The sequence below is a fragment of the Pseudomonas sp. FW306-02-D09B genome (assembly GCF_058782685.1).
Window position 1 is genome coordinate 279378 of sequence record NZ_JBYSXY010000002.1, and the last position, 21920, is coordinate 301297.

Annotated in this window: 21 protein-coding genes; 11 read left to right on the forward strand and 10 right to left on the reverse strand. The window is 59.0% G+C overall.

Translation table 11 applies throughout. The annotated features are described in order from the left end of the window. The 8 genes from livM to AC3WK5_RS05545 all read left to right on the forward strand — a co-directional run bounded on the left by livM (position 1) and on the right by AC3WK5_RS05545 (position 9076). Entirely contained in the window at positions 1 to 1299 is a 1299-nt protein-coding gene (livM, locus tag AC3WK5_RS05510; protein ID WP_103316282.1) for a high-affinity branched-chain amino acid ABC transporter permease LivM, read from the forward strand. After that, positions 1296 to 2171, forward strand: coding sequence for an ABC transporter ATP-binding protein (locus AC3WK5_RS05515; protein WP_054595386.1), 876 nt, complete (start codon positions 1296 to 1298; stop codon positions 2169 to 2171). Before livM ends, AC3WK5_RS05515 begins: the two co-directional genes overlap by 4 nt. Further along, positions 2168 to 2884: an ABC transporter ATP-binding protein gene (locus AC3WK5_RS05520; protein ID WP_054595387.1), complete on the forward strand. Its 717-nt coding sequence runs from the start codon at positions 2168 to 2170 to the stop codon at positions 2882 to 2884. Before AC3WK5_RS05515 ends, AC3WK5_RS05520 begins: the two co-directional genes overlap by 4 nt. Positions 2885 to 3823: 939 nt before the next feature. Next, positions 3824 to 4858: an FtsH protease activity modulator HflK gene (gene hflK / locus AC3WK5_RS05525; RefSeq protein WP_103316281.1), complete on the forward strand. Its 1035-nt coding sequence runs from the start codon at positions 3824 to 3826 to the stop codon at positions 4856 to 4858. Next, the gene (gene hflC / locus AC3WK5_RS05530; RefSeq protein WP_103316280.1) at positions 4855 to 5736 is read left to right on the forward strand and encodes a protease modulator HflC; all 882 of its coding nucleotides are present in this window, start codon (positions 4855 to 4857) and stop codon (positions 5734 to 5736) included. Before hflK ends, hflC begins: the two co-directional genes overlap by 4 nt. 95 nt (positions 5737 to 5831) lie before the next feature. Next, the gene (locus AC3WK5_RS05535; protein ID WP_103316279.1) at positions 5832 to 7055 is read left to right on the forward strand and encodes a YjbE family putative metal transport protein; all 1224 of its coding nucleotides are present in this window, start codon (positions 5832 to 5834) and stop codon (positions 7053 to 7055) included. A gap of 104 nt (positions 7056 to 7159) precedes the next feature. Beyond that, complete coding sequence (locus AC3WK5_RS05540; protein WP_103316355.1) at positions 7160 to 7927, forward strand: SDR family oxidoreductase; 768 nt, start codon at positions 7160 to 7162, stop codon at positions 7925 to 7927. Between the two features lie 243 nt (positions 7928 to 8170). Beyond that, positions 8171 to 9076, forward strand: coding sequence for a cation diffusion facilitator family transporter (locus tag AC3WK5_RS05545; RefSeq protein ID WP_103316278.1), 906 nt, complete (start codon positions 8171 to 8173; stop codon positions 9074 to 9076). A gap of 166 nt (positions 9077 to 9242) precedes the next feature. On the opposite strand, the gene AC3WK5_RS05550 is transcribed toward AC3WK5_RS05545, so the two are convergent. From AC3WK5_RS05550 to AC3WK5_RS05580, 7 genes are all read right to left on the reverse strand, one after another. Continuing rightward, positions 9243 to 10376: an AGE family epimerase/isomerase gene (locus tag AC3WK5_RS05550; protein WP_103316277.1), complete on the reverse strand. Its 1134-nt coding sequence runs from the start codon at positions 10374 to 10376 to the stop codon at positions 9243 to 9245. 193 nt (positions 10377 to 10569) lie between these two features. Then, entirely contained in the window at positions 10570 to 11142 is a 573-nt protein-coding gene (locus AC3WK5_RS05555; protein ID WP_103316276.1) for a HupE/UreJ family protein, read from the reverse strand. Positions 11143 to 11180: 38 nt separating this feature from the next. Then, the gene (gene ureG, locus AC3WK5_RS05560) at positions 11181 to 11795 is read right to left on the reverse strand and encodes an urease accessory protein UreG (protein ID WP_054595395.1); all 615 of its coding nucleotides are present in this window, start codon (positions 11793 to 11795) and stop codon (positions 11181 to 11183) included. Positions 11796 to 11818: 23 nt separating this feature from the next. Beyond that, positions 11819 to 12493: an urease accessory protein UreF gene (locus tag AC3WK5_RS05565; RefSeq protein WP_103316275.1), complete on the reverse strand. Its 675-nt coding sequence runs from the start codon at positions 12491 to 12493 to the stop codon at positions 11819 to 11821. Further along, the gene (gene ureE, locus AC3WK5_RS05570; protein ID WP_103316274.1) at positions 12490 to 12990 is read right to left on the reverse strand and encodes an urease accessory protein UreE; all 501 of its coding nucleotides are present in this window, start codon (positions 12988 to 12990) and stop codon (positions 12490 to 12492) included. The genes AC3WK5_RS05565 and ureE overlap by 4 nt, the downstream gene beginning before the upstream one ends. A 274-nt stretch (positions 12991 to 13264) precedes the next feature. Continuing rightward, positions 13265 to 13897: a TetR family transcriptional regulator gene (locus tag AC3WK5_RS05575; protein ID WP_054595398.1), complete on the reverse strand. Its 633-nt coding sequence runs from the start codon at positions 13895 to 13897 to the stop codon at positions 13265 to 13267. 157 nt (positions 13898 to 14054) lie between these two features. After that, a complete protein-coding gene (locus AC3WK5_RS05580) occupies positions 14055 to 14489 on the reverse strand; it encodes a hypothetical protein (protein WP_103317027.1) in 435 nt (144 codons plus the stop codon). A 388-nt stretch (positions 14490 to 14877) separates the two neighbouring features. Here AC3WK5_RS05580 and AC3WK5_RS05585 point away from each other — a divergent pair, with 388 nt between their 5' ends. Continuing rightward, positions 14878 to 16947 (forward strand): AsmA family protein, encoded by a 2070-nt coding sequence (locus AC3WK5_RS05585; protein ID WP_103317025.1) that lies wholly within the window; start codon positions 14878 to 14880, stop codon positions 16945 to 16947. Between the two features lie 86 nt (positions 16948 to 17033). Here the strand turns inward: AC3WK5_RS05585 and AC3WK5_RS05590 are convergent, their stop codons facing one another. Together AC3WK5_RS05590 and AC3WK5_RS05595 are read right to left on the reverse strand one after the other, a co-directional pair. After that, on the reverse strand, positions 17034 to 17783 hold the full coding sequence (locus tag AC3WK5_RS05590) for a hypothetical protein (RefSeq protein WP_103317023.1): 750 nt from the start codon (positions 17781 to 17783) through the stop codon (positions 17034 to 17036). A gap of 47 nt (positions 17784 to 17830) precedes the next feature. Beyond that, the gene (locus tag AC3WK5_RS05595) at positions 17831 to 18586 is read right to left on the reverse strand and encodes a hypothetical protein (protein ID WP_054595402.1); all 756 of its coding nucleotides are present in this window, start codon (positions 18584 to 18586) and stop codon (positions 17831 to 17833) included. A gap of 394 nt (positions 18587 to 18980) precedes the next feature. Between AC3WK5_RS05595 and AC3WK5_RS05600 the strand changes: the two genes are divergently transcribed. Further along, on the forward strand, positions 18981 to 19871 hold the full coding sequence (locus AC3WK5_RS05600) for an esterase/lipase family protein (protein ID WP_103317021.1): 891 nt from the start codon (positions 18981 to 18983) through the stop codon (positions 19869 to 19871). 105 nt (positions 19872 to 19976) lie between these two features. Here AC3WK5_RS05600 and AC3WK5_RS05605 read toward each other — a convergent pair whose 3' ends face one another. After that, the gene (locus tag AC3WK5_RS05605) at positions 19977 to 20852 is read right to left on the reverse strand and encodes a DMT family transporter (protein WP_103317019.1); all 876 of its coding nucleotides are present in this window, start codon (positions 20850 to 20852) and stop codon (positions 19977 to 19979) included. A gap of 96 nt (positions 20853 to 20948) precedes the next feature. Here AC3WK5_RS05605 and AC3WK5_RS05610 point away from each other — a divergent pair, with 96 nt between their 5' ends. Continuing rightward, positions 20949 to 21731, forward strand: a complete 783-nt coding sequence (locus AC3WK5_RS05610; RefSeq protein ID WP_177474839.1) for an AraC family transcriptional regulator — start codon at positions 20949 to 20951, stop codon at positions 21729 to 21731. The last annotated feature ends 189 nt before the right edge of the window (positions 21732 to 21920 follow it).

Consider the following 21920-nt stretch of genomic DNA (forward strand, 5'->3'; position numbering starts at 1 on the left):
ATGTCCGATACTAATAACAAACCTATCGATGTGAAAAAAAGCCTGATCGACACGGTTCTGGCCGGGTTGATTGCCCTGATTGTCTTCGGCCCGATCGTGGGCGTAGTGCTTGAAGGCTATAGCTACAACCTGCAACCGACGCGTGTGGCCTGGATGGTCGGGGCGGTGATGATCGGGCGTCTTGCCTTGAGCCTGTTCATGCAGACGGCCAAGGGTGAGAAGGTTCAGCAACGCTTCGAAATCGTCGGCTCCGGCGTGCATGTGCTGGCACCTGATTTCAAGTCGCGGCTGCGCTTCATCATCCCGGCGTTGATCGTGATCGCTATCGTGTTCCCGGTCTTCGCCGACAAGTACCTGCTGACAGTGGTGATCCTCGGATTGATCTACGTGTTGCTGGGCCTTGGCCTGAACATCGTGGTCGGCCTGGCAGGTCTGCTCGACCTGGGTTATGTGGCGTTCTACGCCATCGGCGCGTATGGCCTGGCACTGGGTTATCACTACCTTGGCCTGGGCTTCTGGACCGTGTTGCCGCTGTCGGCACTCATGGCGGCGATGGCCGGATGCATACTCGGCTTTCCGGTGTTGCGCATGCACGGTGACTATCTGGCCATCGTGACCCTGGGCTTCGGTGAAATCATTCGCCTGATACTGACCAACTGGCTGTCCTTCACGGGCGGGCCTAACGGCATGCCGGTGCCATCACCGTCGTTTTTCGGTATCGAGTTCACGCGTGTGGCGAAGGATGGCGGGATACCCTTCCATGAGTTCTTCGGGACCGAATACAACCCGAACATCAAGTTCATGTTCATCTATGCCGTGTTGTTCCTCGTCGTGATGCTGGTGCTGTACATCAAGCATCGTCTGACCCGAATGCCGGTCGGGCGTGCCTGGGAGGCCTTGCGCGAAGATGAAATCGCCTGCCGCGCCATGGGCCTCAACCACGTACTGGTCAAACTGTCGGCCTTTACCCTGGGGGCTTCCACAGCGGGTCTGGCGGGTGTGTTTTTTGCCAGTTATCAAGGCTTCGTCAACCCGACCTCGTTCACCTTCTTCGAGTCGGCGCTGATCCTCGCCATCGTCGTACTCGGCGGCATGGGCTCGACTGTCGGCGTGGTAATCGCCGCGTTCGTGCTGACCGTCGCTCCGGAACTGCTGCGTGGCTTCGCGGAGTACCGCGTGTTGCTGTTCGGCATTCTCATGGTGCTGATGATGATCTGGAAACCGCGCGGCCTGATTCGTATCAGCCGTACCGGCGTGACCCCGCGTAAGGGTGCCTTGACTGAGAGGAGCGCGTCATGAGCGATGAATTCATTCTCTCGGTAGAGAACCTGATGATGCACTTCGGCGGCATCAAGGCCCTGAGCGACGTCAGCCTGAAGGTCAAGCGTAACTCGATCTTCGCGTTGATCGGCCCCAACGGTGCGGGCAAGACCACGGTGTTCAACTGCCTGACCGGTTTCTACAAAGCCTCTGGCGGGCATATCGAACTGAACACCCGGGGTGTCAAAACCAACGTCATCAAGATGCTCGGGGAGCCGTTCAAAGCGACCGATTTCGTGTCGCCAAAACGCTTCGTCAACCGGCTGCACTACAAGATGTTCGGCGGCACGCACTTGATCAACCGCGCCGGCCTGGCGCGGACTTTCCAGAACATCCGCCTGTTCAGGGAAATGTCGGTGATCGAGAACCTGCTGGTGGCCCAGCACATGTGGGTCAACCGTAATCTGGTGTCCGGCATTCTCAACACCAAAGGCTACCGCAAGGCCGAAAGCGATGCCCTGGACCATGCCTTCTACTGGCTGGAGGTGGTCGATCTGGTGGACTGCGCCAACCGCCTGGCCGGTGAGCTTTCCTACGGCCAGCAACGGCGTCTGGAAATCGCCCGGGCCATGTGCACCCGGCCCAAGATCATTTGCCTGGACGAACCGGCAGCGGGCCTCAACCCGCAGGAAACCGAGGCGCTCAGCGCGATGATCCGGCATCTGCGCGACGACCACGACATTACGGTGGTGCTGATTGAACACGACATGGGCATGGTGATGAGCATTTCCGACCACATCGTGGTGCTGGACCACGGCAACGTGATTGCCGAGGGTAACCCGCAAGCGATCCGCAACGATCCGAAAGTGATTGCCGCCTACCTGGGTGCTGATGAAGAGGAGCTGGTATGACTCAACCGATCCTCGAGCTGAAAGCGATCGACGTGTTCTACGGGCCGATCCAGGCCCTGAAAAAGGTCTCGCTGCACATCAACGAAGGCGAGACGGTCAGCCTGATCGGCTCCAACGGTGCCGGTAAATCGACGTTGCTGATGTCGATCTTCGGCCAGCCGCGGGCGGCCGGTGGGCAGATCGTCTATCGCGGCGTGGACATCACCCACAAGTCGTCCCATTACATCGCCTCCAACGGCATTGCGCAGTCGCCGGAAGGGCGGCGGGTATTCCCTGACATGACCGTCGAGGAAAACCTGCTGATGGGCACGATCCCGATTGGCGACCAGTACGCTACCGAGGACATGCAGCGCATGTTCGAGCTGTTTCCACGGCTCAAGGAGCGGCGCAATCAGCGGGCGATGACCATGTCCGGTGGCGAGCAGCAAATGCTTGCCATTGCCCGGGCATTGATGAGTCGGCCCAAATTGCTGTTGCTCGACGAGCCGAGCCTGGGGTTGGCGCCGATTGTGGTGAAACAGATCTTCGCCACCCTGCGCGAACTGGCTGGCACCGGTATGACCATCTTTCTGGTCGAGCAGAACGCCAACCACGCGCTCAAGCTGTCCGACCGCGCCTATGTGATGGTCAACGGTGAAATCCGCCTGAGCGGTACCGGCAAGGAGCTGCTGGTGAACGAAGAGGTGCGTAACGCCTACCTCGGCGGTCACTGAGTTATCGCTGTCATGCACAAACCCCGGCGCGCAATCGCCGGGGTTTTTTATATCCCCAAAACCGTGCACATCCCCTGTGCTCGCGATAGCGGCCTGTAGCAGCTGCCGAGCCTGCGAGGCTGCGTTCGGCCGCGAAGCGGTCGTAAAATCAGGCAACGCGTTCTTCCAGACAAACCGTATACGCAGGATTTGCGAGAACGTTGTCCTCGAACGCAGCCTCGCAGGCTCGGCAGCTGCTACGAAAGCCGATGTTTTCAGGTGTCCACAGGTGTTTGCGAAAAATGTGGAAAACAATATTCGCAACCTGTTAAAGCGCGACATAAAGCCGCTGCAAATAGCTGTTTTTCCACAGTTTTGACTTGTCCCCGTTTGCTGTGGAGCTGGCTGTGGGTAACATGGGAGCAACTGCCTGAAGGCCTTTAACGGCGTGGCTTGCAGGGTTGTGGTTGTTTTTTGATCAGGCGTTTTTCAGCGGCCTTGAGTACGCCTTGTCAACCTTTTTGTTGCGGCTGCCCGGCGGCTGAACAGTCGTTGCACAGCCTGTGGATAAGTCTGTGGTTAAACTCTGGAAAGACTCGGCAAAGGGCCGTAATGACTGGCGTGTAGCCATCGTCTCGGTGACTGCTCGGTCGCACTGACCGATGCTGGCTACACTTGTCAGTGCCCAGGTCAAGCAAAAAACTTTCAAATCTGCCCGCAAAGCCTTGTAGATCGCGCGTCTCAAGGTTTGCACTTGCCCCCAAAGACTGTGGACGGGGCTGTGGATAAGGTGCGTGCAGTTGGCTGCGAGCCAGAGCAGCCAAGGCTTGGCAGTAGTTGAGCGTTTTTTGTACAGCGAACATGACAGAATTTTCATTTTCGCGGTTTTGGGTTCAGGTACTCTGCGCGCCTTGGCGCCCCCGAATGGGCGCTCGTCATTTGACGACATGGAGCCATTGCATGACCGATAGTCCCGCCTCTGCTCCTGTCGAGCCCGTCAGCCCGATGCGTCGGCTGCTCAAACGAATGGGCTACGACCTAGCCGTGATGGATCTCGGCGGACGGGGACTGGCACTGATCGGCGGGTTGGTTTTGCTGGCCTGGATCAGCTCCGGCATCTACAAGGTTCAGCCGGATGAACAGGGAATCGTGCTGCGCTTCGGGCGCTGGCAGCAGACCGCCGAACCCGGGCTGCACTATCACTTGCCCTATCCTGTCGAAACCGTCCTGCTACCCAAGATCACTCAGGTCAATCAGCTGCAACTGGGCACCAGTACCAGCGTGCAGAGCGCAGCGAGCAATGGCGCGCGCGACAAGCAGATGCTCACTGGTGACGAAAACATCGTCGAAGCCGATTGCACGGTGTTCTGGCGGATCAAGGACGCACGACTCTACCTGTTCAAAATCAGCGACCCGGAGCGCTCGGTGAAACTCGCCGCCGAAAGCGCGCTGCGCGAGGTGATTGGGCGTACGCCGATTCAGTCGGTAATGTCCGACAAGCGTGCACAGATCGCCGATGAAACCCGCGACTTGCTGCAGCAGTTGCTGGACCGCGAACAGGCGGGGATTCTCGTCACTCAAGTGCAATTACAACGGGTCGATCCGCCGCCACAGGTGATCGATGCGTTCAACGACGTGCAGCGAGCCCGCGCCGACCAGGAGCGCGCCCGCAACGAAGCCGAAGCCTATGCCAATGATGTGATTCCCCGTGCCCGTGGCGACGCGGCGCGTATCACCCAGGAAGCCGAGGCTTATCAGGCGCAAGTCGGCAACCTGGCCGAGGGCGAGGCCAAGCGCTTTCTCTCGGTTTACAACAGCTACGTGCAATCCAAAGACGTCACCGCCTGGCGCCTGTACATGGAGAGCATGGATGAAGTCCTGAAAAAGGCTTCCAAAGTCATCATCGATTCTTCCGGCAAGGGCATGTCCGGGGTGGTGCCGTACATGCCGCTGAGCGAGCCCGGCAAACCGCAGCAAAAGGACGCCCGACCATGAACCGCATCGTCAAAGGGTTGGCCGCAGCCAGCGTCGCGATAGCGCTTTGGGCATTGGCGGCGTCGGCCTATGTGGTCGATGAATCACAGCAGGCACTGATCATCCGCTTCGGCGCACCGATGGGCGTTGCCGGGGAGCCGGGGCTCAAGTTCAAGGTGCCGTTCAGCGACTCCATCGTGTTTTACGACAGCCGTCTGCAAACCCTGGCATCGCCGGCCGAACAAGTGATTCTCGGCGATCAGAAGCGGATCGAGGTCGAGACCTATACGCGTTTTCGCATTAGCGACCCGTTGCGGTTTTATCAGGCTGTCGGGACTCTGGATCAAGCCAATGCCCAGCTGACGCAAATGGTCAGTTCCTCGCTGCGTCGTGAGTTGGGCGAGGTATCGCTGCGTTCGCTGTTGTCGCCGGCCCGTCAGCAGGAAGTCGCGATCATCGAGAAAGATGTGGCCGACAAGGCCCGCGCACTCGGCATCGAGGTGACGGAGGTGCGTCTGCATCGCGCCGATCTGCCGCTGGAGGCCAGTCAGGCGATTTACGACCGGATGAAATCCGAGCGCCAGCGCGAAGCCAAGGAGCTGCGCGCGCAGGGCTTTGAATGGGCTCAGCAAATCCAGGCCAAGGCCGACCGTGATCGCACGGTGTTGCTCTCGGAAGTCCAGCGCCAGTCGGCGATCACCCATGGCGAGGCTGATGCAGCGGCCAACCAGATTCTTTCGGCGGCGTTTAGCAAAGACCCGGAATTCTACAAGTTGTACCGCTCGTTACAGACCTACCGTCAGGCGCTGTCTGACAGTCAGCCGATGTTGGTGCTGACGCCTGATGCTGCGTTTCTCAAGCAGTTCCGGAACGGGCCGGCAACGACCAGCGGCAAGTAGCAACGGCCATGAATGATCTGTTTACAGGGCACCGGCCTGAGCCGTTCGCTGGGATGATGTTCCGATGACGCCGTCTTTTGCCAGGAAACCGCTCGATGTTATTTGATGGTGCGCTGCATGCGCTGAGCATGGTCTTTGAGGTGTTCCTGCTGGACTTGATCCTGTCGGGCGACAACGCGTTGGTGATTGCCCTGGCCTGTCGCGGGTTGCCGCCGGAACAGCTGCGTCGGGCCGTATTGATCGGCACCAGCGGCGCCATCGTCCTGCGGGCGTTATTGACCACGCTGGCCGGCTGGTTACTGCTGGTGCCGTGGCTCAAGCTGATCGGCGCGCTGCTGTTGCTGGTGATCGCCATACGGCTGCTGACCGAGGAAGAGGCCGGCGAAGAGGGCGATTCGTCAGCCGGCCCGCCGCAGACGCTGGGTGGCGCGGTGGTCACGGTGCTGACCGCCGACCTGATCATGAGCATGGACAACGTGGTCGGTCTGGCTGCGGTGGCCCAGGGCAGTGTCTTTTATCTGGTACTGGGCTTGCTGTTGAGCGTGCCGCTGCTGATGTTCGGCAGCCTGCAAATCACCCGGTTGCTACAGCGTCAGCCGGTGCTAGTGTCGATTGGTGCGGCACTGCTGGGCTATGTCGCCGGGGACATTGCGGTCTCTGATCCGGTGGTCGTGGGCTGGGTCAACAGCCAGTCACCGGCGCTCAATCAAGTGGTGCCCCTGTTGTGTGCGGTGTATGTGGTTCTTCAGGCCCGGATCATTCTTCGGCAACGTGCGCGGTTGCCCAAACCTGTGGTCGTGCAGCCGGTCGCGCGGGCGGTCAGGTTCCAGCAACCGGACAGCGAACCGGTTACGTTGCCGGTGGTGAAACCCGAGGTGGTCCTGACTGCATCGCCCGCGCCTGCAATTGAAGCATCCAATGATGAGCCGCCGCGGCGTCTGTTCGGCGATTACAACGGGCTGGCATTGGTGTTGGCGGGGCTTGCCGGTATTTTCGTGATCAGCGCTGCGTTGTATAGCCTGGTGAGCGGATTGTCCGGTGGCCTGCTGCCCACGCCGCAAAAGGACTATGCGTATGTCTGCACCGGGGCGAGCACCACTCTTTACTATCGACCCGGCGGCAGCACGATCCGGCTGGTCACGGGCGGCGGTGAAGCCAGCGGTTACGTGAGGTACAAGACCATTCTCTGGCAGACCCCGCAGAGCGCCCTCAAGGACTTGCACCTGACGCTCCCCGGCGAGATCGAGAAAACCAGCGCCACGGTGGTCACCCTCAATGGCGGCAGCTTCTCGCAGATCCAGTGCGCACGCAGCCTGTGACATGACCACCAATGACCCGGTTGCCGCTGCGCTCCGGGCCGGGCATGCTGCTGGTTGAGTTTCTATTCCAACGGCTGCGTATCAGCCCAAACCAGGAGAACACGATGTCCAACACCCTGTTTATTACCGGCGCGACGTCCGGTTTTGGTGAAGCCTGCGCCCGTCGTTTTGCCGAGGCCGGCTGGAAACTGGTACTGACAGGCCGTCGTGAAGAGCGTCTGAATGCCCTGTGCGCCGAATTGTCGAAGCAGACCGAAGTCCATGGCCTGGTGCTCGACGTGCGTGACCGCAAGGCCATGGAGGAAGCAATCGCCAACCTGCCGCCGTCGTTTGCCAAGCTGCGCGGGCTGATCAACAACGCAGGCCTGGCCCTGGGTGTAGACCCGGCGCCCAAGTGCGATCTGGACGACTGGGACACCATGGTCGACACCAACATCAAGGGCCTGATGTACAGCACTCGCCTGCTGCTGCCACGCTTGATCGCCCACGGTCGCGGTGCCGGGATCATCAACCTGGGTTCCATCGCCGGCAACTACCCGTACCCGGGCAGCCACGTTTATGGTGCGACCAAGGCGTTCGTCAAACAGTTCTCGCTGAACCTGCGTTGCGACCTGCAAGGCACCGGCGTGCGCGTGAGCAACATCGAGCCGGGCCTGTGTGAAAGCGAGTTCTCGCTGGTGCGTTTTGGCGGTGACCAGGCGCGCTACGACGCCACTTACGCGGGCGCCGAGCCGATCCAGCCGCAGGACATCGCCGAGACGATTTTCTGGGTCCTCAATGCCCCGGCGCACATCAATATCAACCGTCTGGAATTGATGCCGGTGAGCCAGACCTGGGGCGGGTTTGCGATTGATCGCAGTAGCAAGGCGTAAGTGTGGGGGGGAGGGGCTTGTCGGAACGCCGCACCACCCCGTTTGGGCCGCGTAGCAGCCCTGAAACCAGACACCACCTATGTCAGGCATACCGCGATCGACGGTTTGCGGCTGCTTCGCACCCGAGCGGGGGCAAGCCCCCTCGCCACAGGCGGCAAATCGGTCAAAACATGGCATTAAGGTACACTCCCTCTCGAACCCCCACCGCAAACCGCGGTTTTCAGGGTTTCAGAAGGAGGAAATGTGAGTAACCGAGGTGAGCAGGTACTGCTCAAGCAATCGACCATCCTGATGTTCGCCGTGGCAATCGCCGCGATCGTCACGGGTTTTTTTTCTGGCTCCCAATCGATTTTGTTCGATGGGTTTTTTTCGCTGATCGCGACCTTCATCAAGGTCCTGATGCTGATCACCGCCAAGCTGATCGCCAAGGAAAGTAACCAGCGCTTTCAATTCGGCTTCTGGCACCTTGAGCCGATGGTGCTGCTGATCGAAGGCAGCTTCCTGCTGCTGATTGCGATCTACGCCTTTCTCAGCGGTATGTTCGGCATCATCAATGGTGGTCGCGAGATCGAACTGGGCCTGGTGATTCCTTTTGCGGGGGTGCTTAGCGTCGTCTGTTTCGGCTATTTCTTCTACGTCCGTTATCGCAATCGCACGTTGAAATCTTCGCTGATCCAGTTCGACAACATCAGTTGGCTGGTGGACGCGATGCTCTCGGTCGGCTTGCTGGTGAGCTTCCTCATCGCACTGCTGCTCAAGACGCAGGGCTATGGCCAGTGGGCCGCTTACGTCGACCCGTCGATCCTGATCCTGCTGGCCCTGAGCATGCTCGCGCCGGCGTTCAAAATCCTCGGGCCGGCGTTACGCGATGTGCTGGGGATTGTTCCGGATCAGCTGGATGACAAGGTTCGCCAGGTGATGGACGAGGCCAAGGCCGAGCATGGTTTTGCCGACTACATCTCGTATGTGCAGAAGCACGGACGGGCGCGGTTCATCGAGATTCACGTGGTATTGCCGGCGGATTACCGACTTGATGGCGTGGCCACGCTGGATGAACTGCGTGAGCGGATTTCGGCGAAGCTCGGCAAACCGGATGCGGCGCGTTGGCTGACCATCAGCTTTACCGGTGATCGCAAGTGGATTGCCTGACGGGAGGGTGACTTGTGGCGAGGGGGCTTGCCCCCGTTGGGTGGCGAAGCCGCCGCAATCTGGTCAATTTGATTTACCTGAAGAATCGCGTCGGCAAATATTAGGGCCGCTACGCGGCCCAACGGGGCGGTGCGGCGTTCCGACAAGCCCCCTCGCCACAGAAGACTCAGCCGAAATATTCGGTGAGGCCGCGATAGCATGTCGCCAAATGGTATGGCGTGGTCGACGGCATGTCCTGGCGGCTGATCGCGCCATCTCTGTCCAGGCACTCGTACCAGCCATCGGCATGCAGAAAACGCTGTTGCAGGGCATTCAATTGACGCTCAAGCAAGGCTTCGCTGTCTGGACGCAAGGTCAGGGCGCGCAGGTATTCGGCCTGGGCCCAGATGCGCTGGGTCTCATCACGAGGTCGGCCATCCAGTTCAAGGTCGAGCATTGCTTGTACTGCCCCCGTTTGCTGATTAACGCCCAATTGTTCGGTGAACGGGAATGCGCGGGTCAGCGAAGCGTGCAGTTTTGATCCGCGCAGCAACGCCGATGACTCCAGCAGGAAGAACCATTCGAATTGATGCCCCGGCTCAAACCAGTTATCCACAGCCCCCAGCGGTTTTTCCATCATCACCCCGTGCTGCGGGTCGATGAAGTGCTTTTGCATCGCCCCGCACAGTGCATTGAGCGCGGCCTCGACCGGGGCATCGTCGCGTACTGACAGCGTGGCGAGGAACGCTTCGGCCAGATGCATCAGCGGGTTCTGCAACGGCCCGGACTTGAGCGATGACCAGTCGCGGTCGAGGCTGGCTTCGTACAGGCCGTCGTCTGTGGCGAAACGCTGAGCGACCACTTCCAGCGCGGCATTGAGCACCGATTCCACCAACGGCTCGCGAACCTTGGCCCAGTAATGGGCGCAGGCAAACAGAATGAAGGCGTGGGTGTAGAGGTCTTTACGCTGATCCAGCGGCGCGCCATGGGCGTCGATGCTGTAGAACCAGCCGCCGTGTTCGGCATCGTGGAAATGCCGTTGCAGGGAGCGAAACAACGCAGCGGCGCGCTCTTCGGCAGCCGGCACGTCACCGATCAGGCTGGCGAACAGGTACAGCTGTCGCGCGCAGGCCATGGCCCGGTAGCGTTGTGGCGGCAATGGCTGGCGTTCGGCGTCCAGCGCTTCATACGGCAGCGCCATGTCTGAGTTCCAGCCGGGCCCTTGCCAGAGCGGCACGATCACGTCCTGGAAGTGCTGCTGCACAGTGGCGAACAGGGCGGTCAATTCAGGCTGGGAGGCGGAGCGGGGAGCATCGGGCATTGGCTGGCGTCGTCACGGCAGGAGTGTTTGCGCGACATGGTAGCAGGAGTTGTGCACGATGCTGTTTTTGTGGCGAGGGGGCTTGCCCCCGTTGGAGCGCGAAGCGGTCCTAAAATCGCATTCGCGTTATTTTTACGGCTGCTTCGCCCGAGCGCGGACCGGCCGACGGGGGGCAAGCCCCCTCGCCACAGAGTCAGCCGGCGAGCAACCAGACTCCGGTTGCCGCTGAAGCAGCGCCGGCCAACCGAACCAGCGGCGCAGCGGCCTGAGGCAATACGCGCACCAACGCATAACCGGCGGCATGCAGGGCTGCGGTCGCGGCGACGAAGCCAGCGGCATACGCCCAAGGGCTGGACATCTCCGGCAGCTCCAGGCCATGCGCCACGCCGTGGAACAAGGCAAACAGTGCCGTCGCGCCAATCGCCAGGCTCAACGGTGGACGCACCGCCAATGCCACCGCCAGGCCCAGTGCGAGCACCGAGGCGGCAATCCCGCTCTCCAGCGCCGGCAGGTTCAAGCCTTCAAAACCGAGCAGGCCGCCGATCAGCATGACGCCGACGAAGGTACACGGCAGCGCCCAACGTGCTGCGCCCTTTTGTTGCGCGGCCCACAATCCCACGGCGAGCATCGCCAGCAAATGGTCGAGCCCGCCAATCGGATGGCTGATGCCGGCCAGCAAACCGTTGTCGCCATGGCCAGGGTGGGCGAAGGCCAGTGCGGGCGTGAGCAGCAGGGCTGCGGCGGCGAAGATGCGTTTGAGTGTCATGAGTAAGCTTCCTTGTTGATAACGCCTGTGGATAAGTTTCAGGCTGCGGTCAGCAGCCCCTGGCGCTCGATGAAGGCGATGATTTCTTCAAGGCCCTGGCCGGTTTTCTGATTGCTGAAGACAAACGGCTTGCCGCCGCGCATGCGTTGGGTGTCGCTGTCCATCATTGACAGCGATGCGCCCACCAGCGGCGCCAGGTCGATCTTGTTGATCACCAGCAGGTCGGATTTGCAGATCCCCGGTCCGCCCTTGCGCGGCAACTTGTCGCCGGCCGAGACATCGATCACGTAGATCGTCAGGTCCGAGAGTTCCGGGCTGAAGGTTGCCGACAGGTTGTCACCACCGGACTCCACCAGAATCAGATCGAGACCGGGAAAGCGTCGATTCAGTTGATCCACCGCTTCGAGGTTGATCGACGCATCTTCGCGGATCGCCGTATGCGGGCAGCCGCCGGTTTCCACGCCGATGATCCGTTCGGGGGCCAGGGCCTCGTTGCGCACCAGAAAGTCGGCGTCTTCGCGGGTGTAGATGTCGTTGGTGACCACCGCCAGGTTGTAGCGATCACGCAACGCCAGGCACAGCGCCAAAGTCAGCGCGGTTTTGCCGGAACCGACCGGGCCGCCGATACCGACGCGCAGAGGTTGTGTGTTCATGTGATTCTCCAAAATAACAGGCCCTAGGAACGGAACAGGCGGCTGTACTGGCGCTCATGGGCCATGCACGCCAGGGACAGGCCGAAAGCGGCGCTGCCGTAATGTTGAGGGTCAAGGCTTGAGGCGTTCTGCTGAGCCTGTTGCAACAGCGGCAACAGTTCGCTGGTGAGCCGTTGTGCGGCTTGCTGGCCCAGTGGCAGGGTTTTCATCAACACCGCCAATTGATTCTCCAGCCAGCTCCAGAGCCAGGCGGCGAGTGCGTCTTGCGGGCTGATCTGCCAGGCGCGGGCGGCCAGCGCCCAGCCGAGGGCCAGATGCGGTTCGCTGCGTTGTGCGAGAAAGCTGCGGGCGGCGTCATCCAGTTCCGGCAAACCGTTGAGCAGTTGCTGCAGGGAATAGCCCATTTGCCGGCTCTCCTGATGCAGCTCGCGGGTTTCCCGGCTGGCGCGGTGTTCCTCACAGCGTTGCAGCAACTGCGGCCAGTCTTCATTGGCGGCGGCAGTGCAATGGGCGAGCAGCAGCGGCGCTTCGAAACGCGCCAAGTTCAGCAGCAACTGATCGCTGATCCAGCGTTTGGCCGATTCCGGGTCGTTTACGCGGCCGTTATCCACAGCCATTTCCAGGCCTTGGGAATAGCTGTAGCCGCCAATCGGCAATTGCGGGCTGGCCAGACGCAGCAGCGCCCAGGCTGGGTTCACGTGCGTACGCCGAACTGATGCAGTTTCGGCGGATAGTTGAAATCCTCGTCGCCGTGCCGCGAATGGTGATGGCCACCGCCATAGGCGCCGTGCTCCGGCTGGAACGGTGCTTCGATGTTTGCGGTCTGCGCACCCAGCTGTTCGAGCATGGCTTTGAGCACGTAATCGTCAAGCAGGCGCAGCCAGCCATCACCGACTTGCAGGGCAACGTGGCGGTTGCCCAGGTGATAGGCGGCGCGGGTCAGTTCGAAGGCGTTGGCGCAGGTGACATGCAGCAGTTGCTCGGGACGGGCACAGACACGGACGATGCGGCCGTCTTCGGCCTCCAGGCATTCGCCGTCGTACAGCGGCGGCTGCCCCCGCTCCAAAAACAACCCGACGTCTTCACCTTCGGCACTGAAACAGCGCAGGCGACTTTTACTGCGCGCCTCGAAGTTCAGGTGCAACTCGGCGGCCCAGACGGGTTGAGGGTCGATTCTGCGATGAATCACCAGCATTGGAAGGCTTCCAGCAAAGGACAATGCTCAGGCTAGAGCAAGGGGCTTGCCAATCGGACGAGACGTAGGAAAACCCTGTCAGAGCGTAGAGGATGTTTCTGAATGTTGCGTGATTTTGAATAAGTGCGGGTGGGTTTGGTGCGCGGGGGGGGGTGTACGCACCAATTTGTAGCGCAAGAAGATGTTGATCGTTCCCATGCTCTGCGTGGGAATGCCTCACTGGACGCTCTGCGTCCGCTTCGGCAGTGACGCAGAGCGTGGGAACGAGCATTGGCTACTCGGTACTGCCCAACCCTTGCCAGTGTTTGAGACCGATAAAGATAAAGCGCAGTTGTTGAGTGATCTTCGCCTGTGGCGTCAGGTGCGCGGGCAAGGCTTCGGCTGGCGGGTCGATGATGTCGGGGAGGGTGGCGAACACGCTTTTGACAATCAGGTCGGCCATGACCGACAACCCGGCAAAATTGAGGTGTTGCAGTTTGGGCATCAAGGACAAGTCGGCGGCCAGGTCCGAGCTGATGTTTTCGCGCAGTTTGCCGATGGCCAGGCGCACTGGCAGCGAGCCGCCATATTGTTCGCGCGCCAGAAACAGGAACTGCGAACGGTTGGCCGCGACTACATCAAGGAAAATTCGCACCGAGGCATCGATGATCCCGCCCATGACGAATTCATTGTGGCGCACCAGGCGGATGGTTTCGCGGAAGGTCTGGCCGACTTCGCTGACCAGTTCCAGCCCTAGCTGATCCATGTCGGTAAAGTGCCGGTAGAAACCGGTCGGGACAATACCAGCGGTTTTCGCCACTTCACGCAGGCTCAGGCTGCCGAATCCTCGGCCGCATTCCATCAGGTGGCGGGCAGCGTCCATCAAGGCGTTGCGGGTCTGTTGTTTCTGTTCGGCGCGGGGCAGCATCAGGCGGCTGACTTCTAATCAAGGACAGCGGCGCACTCTAGCAAATCAGCTTTGCTGGCGTCGAACTTGAGTAAAGGAAGGTGAGGCGGGGAGTACAAGCTACATAAAGTCAAAGCCCGATCCAGGAGATCGGGCTTTTTTCCGGGCCAGCATGGCCTTAGCTCAGGCTAGCGTTGCGTTCGATCACACGGTCACCACCACCTTCAGCCAGTGTTTGGCCTTGTGGGGTGTGGTCGGAACCGTCGGAAGCCAGGGTCTGGCCTTGTGGAGTGCGATCGGAGCCGTCGGAAGCCAGGGTTTGACCTTGTGGGGTGCGATCGGAGCCGTCGGAAGCCAGGGTCTGGCCTTGTGGGGTGCGATCGGAGCCGTCGGAAGCCAGGGTCTGACCTTGTGGTGTCTTGTCGTAGCCGTCCTGAGTGATCAGGCCTTTTTCTTTCAGGCGTTCGTTACCATTGGCACCATCGGCAACCGTTTGGCTGTAAACCGAGTGGCTGGATTTGACTTGCGGAGTTGCCTGATCGGCAGCTGGCAGGGCAAAAGCGGTGCTGGCTAACATCGAAAGGGTCAGGCTAAGCAGTACTTGGCGTTTCATGATCGGTTGCTCCTTGGGAGGGCTATAAAGTGGGTACGAAGTTAATGCTACTCTCGATAAGTCGATATAAAAGTTCATAAAGACAATGGTAATAATCAACGGAATTGATTGTTCGGCGGAAAGCCTCTAGAACGGACGTTTCCGCGGAGCGCTTTTGCACCGAGGTGGGTATTTTCGACTCACTTGCGGGTCGAAAAAGTGCGGAGGCGGGTAACGCGAGCTGTCTGATCGGTCAGGAAAGTTGGTTTTTTCATGTCTGAATGGAAGGAGCGTTAAACCTGCGGGCCATTTGCCAGTCGTAGCTCCTATAATCGGCCGATTTTTGGCCTACCGTTTCCATGCAGGCGTCGCAGTCAGGGCGCTGAGTCGCAATCAGGAGTTCTGTGCAATGACGCGCACTCGTAAAATTCTCGCCTGGGTTGTCGGCAGCCTCGTGCTGCTGATGGCCGTGCTGGTGCTGATCATCGCGTTCTTCGACTGGAACCGGATCAAACCGCCGCTCAACAGCAAAGTCTCCGAAGAACTGCACCGCCCCTTTGCCATCAACGGCAACCTGACGGTGGCCTGGAAACGTGAAGTCGATGAAGGCGGTTGGCGCGCCTGGGTGCCGTGGCCGCATGTGATGGCCGAGGACTTGAGCCTGGGCAACCCGGACTGGTCGAAAAAGCCGCAAATGGTCAGCCTCAAGCGCGTCGAGTTGCGGATTTCGCCTTTGGCGCTATTGGCGCAGCGGGTGGTGATCCCGCGTATCGACCTCACTGAGCCCAATGCCGACTTGCAACGCCTGGCCGATGGTCGTGCCAACTGGACCTTCAAGTTCGATCCGAAAGACCCGAACGCCGAACCGTCTCGCTGGGTGGTAGACATCGGTGCGATCGGCTTCGACAAGGGCCACGTCACCCTCGACGACCAGACCTTGAACACTCAGCTCGACCTGCTGATCGACCTGCTGGGCAAGCCGATCCCGTTCAGCGACATCGTCGGTGATAAAGCCGCGAAGAAAGCTCTGGAGAAGGGCTCGGCGCTGCAAGACTATGTGTTCGCGCTGAAGGTCAAAGGCCAGTACCACGGTCAGAAACTGGCGGGCGAAGGCAAGGTCGGCGGGCTGCTGGCATTACAGGACGCGGCCAAGCCGTTCCCGTTGCACGCGCAGGTGAAGCTTGCCGATACCAGCGTCGAATTGGCCGGCACCCTGACCGACCCGCTGAATCTCGGCGCGCTGGACCTGCGCCTGAAGCTGGCCGGCACCAGCCTGGGCAATCTTTATCCCTTGACCGGCGTACCCCTGCCGGCTTCGCCGCCTTACACTACCGACGGTCACTTGATTGCCAACCTGCGCCAGTCGGATGGTGCAACGTTCCACTACGAGGCATTCAACGGCACCATCGGCAGCAGCGATATTCACGGCGACCTGACGTATGTCGCCAGCCAGCCACGACCCAAGCTCAGTGGTGCGGTGGTCTCCAATCAATTGTTGCTCGCCGACCTCGCGCCGTTGATCGGCGCCGACTCCAACACCAAGCAAAAGGCCCGCGGCGGCGAAAGCAAGCAGCCGGCGGACAAGGTGTTGCCGGTCGAGGAATTCCATACCGAGCGCTGGCGCGATATGGACGCCGACGTCGAATTCACCGGTAAACGCATCGTTCAAAGCGAGAAGCTGCCGTTTACCGATCTCTATACGCACCTGGTGCTCAACGATGGTCAGATCAGCCTGGAGCCGCTGCGTTTTGGCGTAGCGGGCGGCAAGCTTGATGCGCAGATCCGTCTGAACGGCCTTGCCACGCCGTTGGAAGGACGGGCGAAACTGACCGCGCGCGGCTTCAAGCTCAAGCAACTGTTCCCGAGCTTCGAGACGATGAAAACCAGCTTTGGGGAACTCAACGGTGACGCCGATCTCGCGGGTCACGGCAACTCGGTGGCGGCGTTGCTGGGCAGCGCCAATGGCAATCTGAAGCTGTTGATGAACGACGGTGCGATCAGTCGCCAACTGATGGAGTTGGCCGGGCTGAACGTCGGCAATTATGTGGTCGGGAAAATCTTTGGCGACCAGGACGTGAAGATCAACTGCGCGGCGGCAGACTTCGACGTCAAGACCGGTCTGGCCACCTCCCGGCTGTTTGTGTTCGACACCGAGAACGCGATCGTCTACATCGACGGCACGGCGAACATGGCCAGTGAGCAGCTGGACCTGACCATCACGCCAGAGTCCAAGGGCGTGCGGCTGATCTCGTTGCGTTCGCCGCTGTATGTGCGCGGTAAGTTCATCAAGCCGGATACCGGTGTAAAGGGTGTGCCGCTGATGTTGCGGGGCGCGGGGATGGTGGCGCTGGGCGTGATTGCCGGTCCGGCGGCGGGGCTGCTGGCACTGGTAGCGCCGAGTGGCGGTGAGCCGAATCAGTGCGCACCATTGTTGGAGCAGATGAAGGCAGGTAAGGCACCGAAGACCGTCAAGGGTTGAAGAAGGCCCCGACAGCGGCTTTGAGCGTCAATGGCGTTCGAAACGCCATTAATGCCCCGCATGCCTTTGGCGCTTCAGTCTTTCATTTAGTGTATTAATGCAGTTGGATTTACGTGAAAAAGGTGGGTGTCTACCTTGCTACCCAGCTTTCCAGTTACTTGGCTTCTGATGGCGTCGTACTTGTCTTCCTGCAGATGGGTAGACCATAAGAAGGTCTCGGGGTCGCCAAGAATAGTCTTTTGGGAGATCACTTGATCGAGAATTGTGATGTCAACGGAGCGGGAAGTTTTGAACGATATTTGTAGTGAAAGGGTTGTTTTGTTTTCGAATACAATTGTCAGAAGCGTGCTGATGCTGAAAGTGGAATTTTCACTGGGTAAAAAGTTGCCGGGGTTAACGTCGGGAATGTGTTTTATTTGAATTTTATTCACTATCGCCTCAATGATCGGGGAATCATCAGGCAGCTGTTTTATGATGGTAAATGCGTTGCTAAGTTGTTGTAATTGCCCTTCCATTAATGCGCTGGATAAACCTGTCTTTGCAAGGGTCAAAAGGCTCGAAGGTTCTTTCTTGATCGTTCGGCTTTCGAAACTGTTGACTGTCCAGAACAAGGTGTTCAGGGTTTTTCGGTAAGCATTGAGTTCAGTGTCGGGAGTGCTGTTGGCAATCAGTTGCGCCAGTAGGCTGGAATGCAAAATATCTTTTTTATAGCCTTCGGAGTGTGAGCCGTAAAAAAGTGTAATGTTTCCGTCAACGACGTAAATGTCGGGTGTCATAGACTTCATAAAAGCTCCGGGAAAATGAAATGAAAGCGGGTTGACGGGAACGGAGGCCATGAGTGCTCATTGGCCTCGGTTTTCATCAATTTACTTGAATGTAATTATTAGAAACCCGGAATGCTCTCCAGGAAGTCTTCGGCAGCCTGACCAAGCTTCTTAAGAACGGAAGCACGTATTTGGTCATAGATACCCACGTTGAGATAAACGGCCGATGCTGCCGATTTTACAGCGGTGGATTGAGTGGTCGACTTCCACCAGAGAATGCCCCGAGTGCTTTCCCTGACATCCACGGATGTGCAGTTAAGAATCATCATTGGCGAACCTTCGCGGGTTTGCCAGACTGGCGACATGTCAAACTTGGCTTCATAGCCAATTTTGGCATTGCGATTGTAAATATTGATCAATCCTTCATTATTTTTCACGCCTTCCACGGCTTTGCCAGCGAGCGCCAGCAATTGGGGGGCATTTGCACCCACCAGGCCCTGAAGTATCTCAAAGGCTACAGCATCCATGGTGAGGCCGGTTTTACGGATGTTTATATCCTTGGTTTGGGACGCCTGGGTGACCCAGCCAAGTTTGGCAAGGCTCTCGGTGTAATACTTGTACCACTCGTGCAGTTGCTTGATTGGGTCATACAGTTGTGTTGCGGCGTTTTGAACTAGTAACTTGCAGTTGTCAACGTCTTTACGGTTTTGCTCCGAGACGCCGGGTATGTAAATGTTCATCATTTCCGGACCGACTGTAGCGCTTTCTTTGTTTGGATCGATCGGTGGGCTGAACGTAGCGATTCGAGGTGTAAAGCTCGAAGCTGGTAAAACAGGAAGCGTATCAAGAAATTCGAGGCGTTGTTCAATATGCATAAATAGAGTCCTTGTTGTTTGATTGCAGACCTCTTGTCTGTGATTTGAAATATAAACAACTGAGGCGTTATGTCGAGTGTGCGTTTGTAACTCGATGATTGTTGCGGGGTGTTTCTGTGGTTGTTAGTATAAGAAGGCGTTGTTTTTTTTCGGGGGTATTAAGAATGTGTGCGATTATTTGGCTGCGCTAAGACCGCTGCTGTTACACGTCTCTGAATATAATCGTCATGTCGCCGGTGTGTCCGCTACTTAAGTGTGAGTGATTGGTGTGAAGTAGCGAGCCGGGAATGTCATAGACTGGTCGTGAAGGTGTCATCCTCGGGGGGCGATGCTCGTGAGCGACATCTTGCATCCCGTCTTGGGCCTTCTTACTCGATCACAAGGATGTCTGCCCATGTCGCAAGAGACCTCCACGCGTTACCCCTTGGTGCTGGTCCCGGGAATGCTCGGCTTTATTCGGCTGCTGTTCTATCCCTACTGGTACGGGATCATTTCGGCGCTACGCCGGGGTGGGGCGACGGTGATCGCGGTTCAGGTTTCGCCGGTCAACTCCAACGAAGTGCGCGGTGAAGAGTTGTTAGTGCAAATCGATGAAATATTGCGCGAAACCGGTGCAAGCAAAGTCAATCTGATTGGCCACAGCCAAGGTTCGCTGACCGCCCGTTACGCTGCCGCCAAGCGCCCGGACCTGGTAGCCTCGGTGACGTCGGTAGCGGGGCCCAACCATGGCTCGGAGCTGGCGGACTACCTGCACAAACACTGTCCGCCCAACAGTGCGAAAGGCCGTGTGCTGAGTGCGTTGTTGCAACTGGTCGCGTGGTTGATGGGCCTGCTGGAAACCGGTCATCCCAGGCACAAATGGCCGGTGGATGTTCATGCCTCGCACGACTCGCTGACCAGCGAAGGGGTCGCGCTGTTCAATCAGCGTTATCCACAGGGGTTGCCCGAGACCTGGGGCGGGCATGGGCCAGAGTTGGTCAACGGTGTGCGCTATTACTCGTGGTCCGGGACCTTGCAACCGGGCAAGACCGACCGTGGCGGTAACCTGTTCGACGGCACCAACCGCAGCTGTCGCTTGTTCGCCACCACCTTCGTCCGCGAAGCGGGGCATTGCGACGGTATGGTCGGGCGTTACAGCTCGCATTTGGGCACGGTGATTGGCGATGAATACCCGCTGGATCACTTCGACATCGTCAACCAGTCGCTGGGGCTGGTGGGCAAAGGCGCCGATCCGCTGCGGTTATTCGTCGAGCATGCGCAGCGACTGAAGGCGGCGGGGGTCTAGCCGCTTTTGTGGCGAGGGAGCTTGCTCCCGCTCGACCGCGAAGCGGTCTCCTGTTTTGGGGCTGCTGCGCAGCCCAACGGGAGCAAGCTCCCTCGCCACAGGGGATCAGGTGCGGCCTAACACCGTGGTCCAACGCTCCGAAAGAATCACTCCGCCCAACGTCAGCACTCCACCCACCAGGTGATACAGCGCCAGTTGCTCATGCAGCACCACCGCCGCAATCAATGCGGTAATCAGTGGCAGCAGGTTGAAGAACAGCGTGGTTCGGCTTGGCCCCAGACGCACCACCGCTTGCATCCACGCCAGTGGCGCGAGCATCGAGGCCAGCAGGCAGGCATAAAGCACCAGTGGAATGTTCTGCAAGGTCATGCCAACTTTTGGCGAGGCCAGGAACAGCGGAAACAGCACCACCACCGCCACCAGCACCTGCAAATACAGCAGCACCAGCGGCGGCAAACGCAGCTGCCATTTTTTCAGCAAGGTGCTGTAGACCGCATAGGCCAGGGTCGCGATCAGCATCATCGCATCGCCCAGGTTGACCCCGTGTTCCAGTAGCGCACCCAGGCTGCCGGACGAAACCACCACCAGCACGCCGGCAAACGACAGCACCGCACCGGCCAGCGCGCCGGCGGTCAGCCGTTGGCCGAGGCTGATAATCGCCATGGCCAGCGACATCAACGGCATCAGCGACAGAATGATGCCCATGTTGGTGGCCGAGGTCAGCGTTGCGGCGAAGTAGGCCAGGCTTTGATAGACCGCCATGCCAAGCACGCCGAGGACGAAGACCTTGCCTAGGTTCGGGCGAATGACCGTCCAATGACGTATCACCGGTTTGAGCATGAATGGCGTGAACAGCACTCCGGCGAGCAACCAGCGATAGAAACCGATCTCGGCGGGGAAGATCGCGCCGACCGCCAGTTTGTTGATCACGGTGTTGCCGGCCCAGATGAAAATGGCCAGCAGGGGATAAGCATATTGCATGGGAAAAACCAGAACGTTGATGACGGGGTGATTATCGCCTGTCTGGATGCGCGCCTATACTTCAATCCAGACAACCTGCCCCTGATGACAGACAGCATGAACAGTAAACACATCGATCTACTGGATTTCAGCGAACTGCCGGCCCCCGTGTACTTCCGCTATGCCGACTTTGATGCTCACCGCTTTGCCTCGGCTCATCGTCATCCGTGGGGCACGCTGGAGTATTCGGCCCACGGCGTATTGCACATGGAAATCGGCGGCAGCCGCTTCATGTCGCCGCCGCAATACGCGGTGTGGGTGCCGCCGCAGACCGAGCACAGTTTCTATAGCAACCAGCCGATCAATTACCGCGCGGTTTGCCTCGCGCCGCCACTGTGTCGCGATCTGCCGCAACAGGCCTGCACGCTGGCGATCAGTGACATTCTCAAGGCAATCCTCAAGGACTTCGCAGCCCGCGACGTCAAGATCCCCGAGCGCCCGGCAGACAAGCGCCTGGCCGAGGTGTTGGTCGATCAGCTTCAACAAGCGCCGGTGCATAACTGTTATTTGCCTTACGCCAGCAGCGCCGGATTGCTCAGTGTGCTCGAAACCTTGCAGGCATCACCGGGCGACAATCGGCCACTGGCGCAGTGGGCCGAGCAGATCCACGTCAGCGAACGAACCCTGGCCCGGCAGTTTGTTCGGGAACTGGGCATGAGCTTCGGTGAGTGGCGCCAACGCCTGCGTTTCCTCGCTTCGATCGAAGCACTGGACAGCCAGCGCAGCATTCAGGAGATCGCCTTCGATATGGGCTACAGCACGTCGTCGGCGTTTATCGCGATGTTTCAGCGCCAGGCCGGTTGTACACCCGAGCACTACCGTCGATACAAGGTTTTTTGAACGGTTTGATGACACGTTGAATCGGCTGTTGGTTATATCGATTCATGAAACTTCAGCAAGAAATATCTTACGGTCTAATCAGACTTGCACTCCATTAATGGGCCGCCGAGCGTTGTACGCTTTTAGCGATGCGGCGCCACTATTTATTAAGGGGCTGTTCATTCAAATAATTAATTCAGGTAGTGTCAG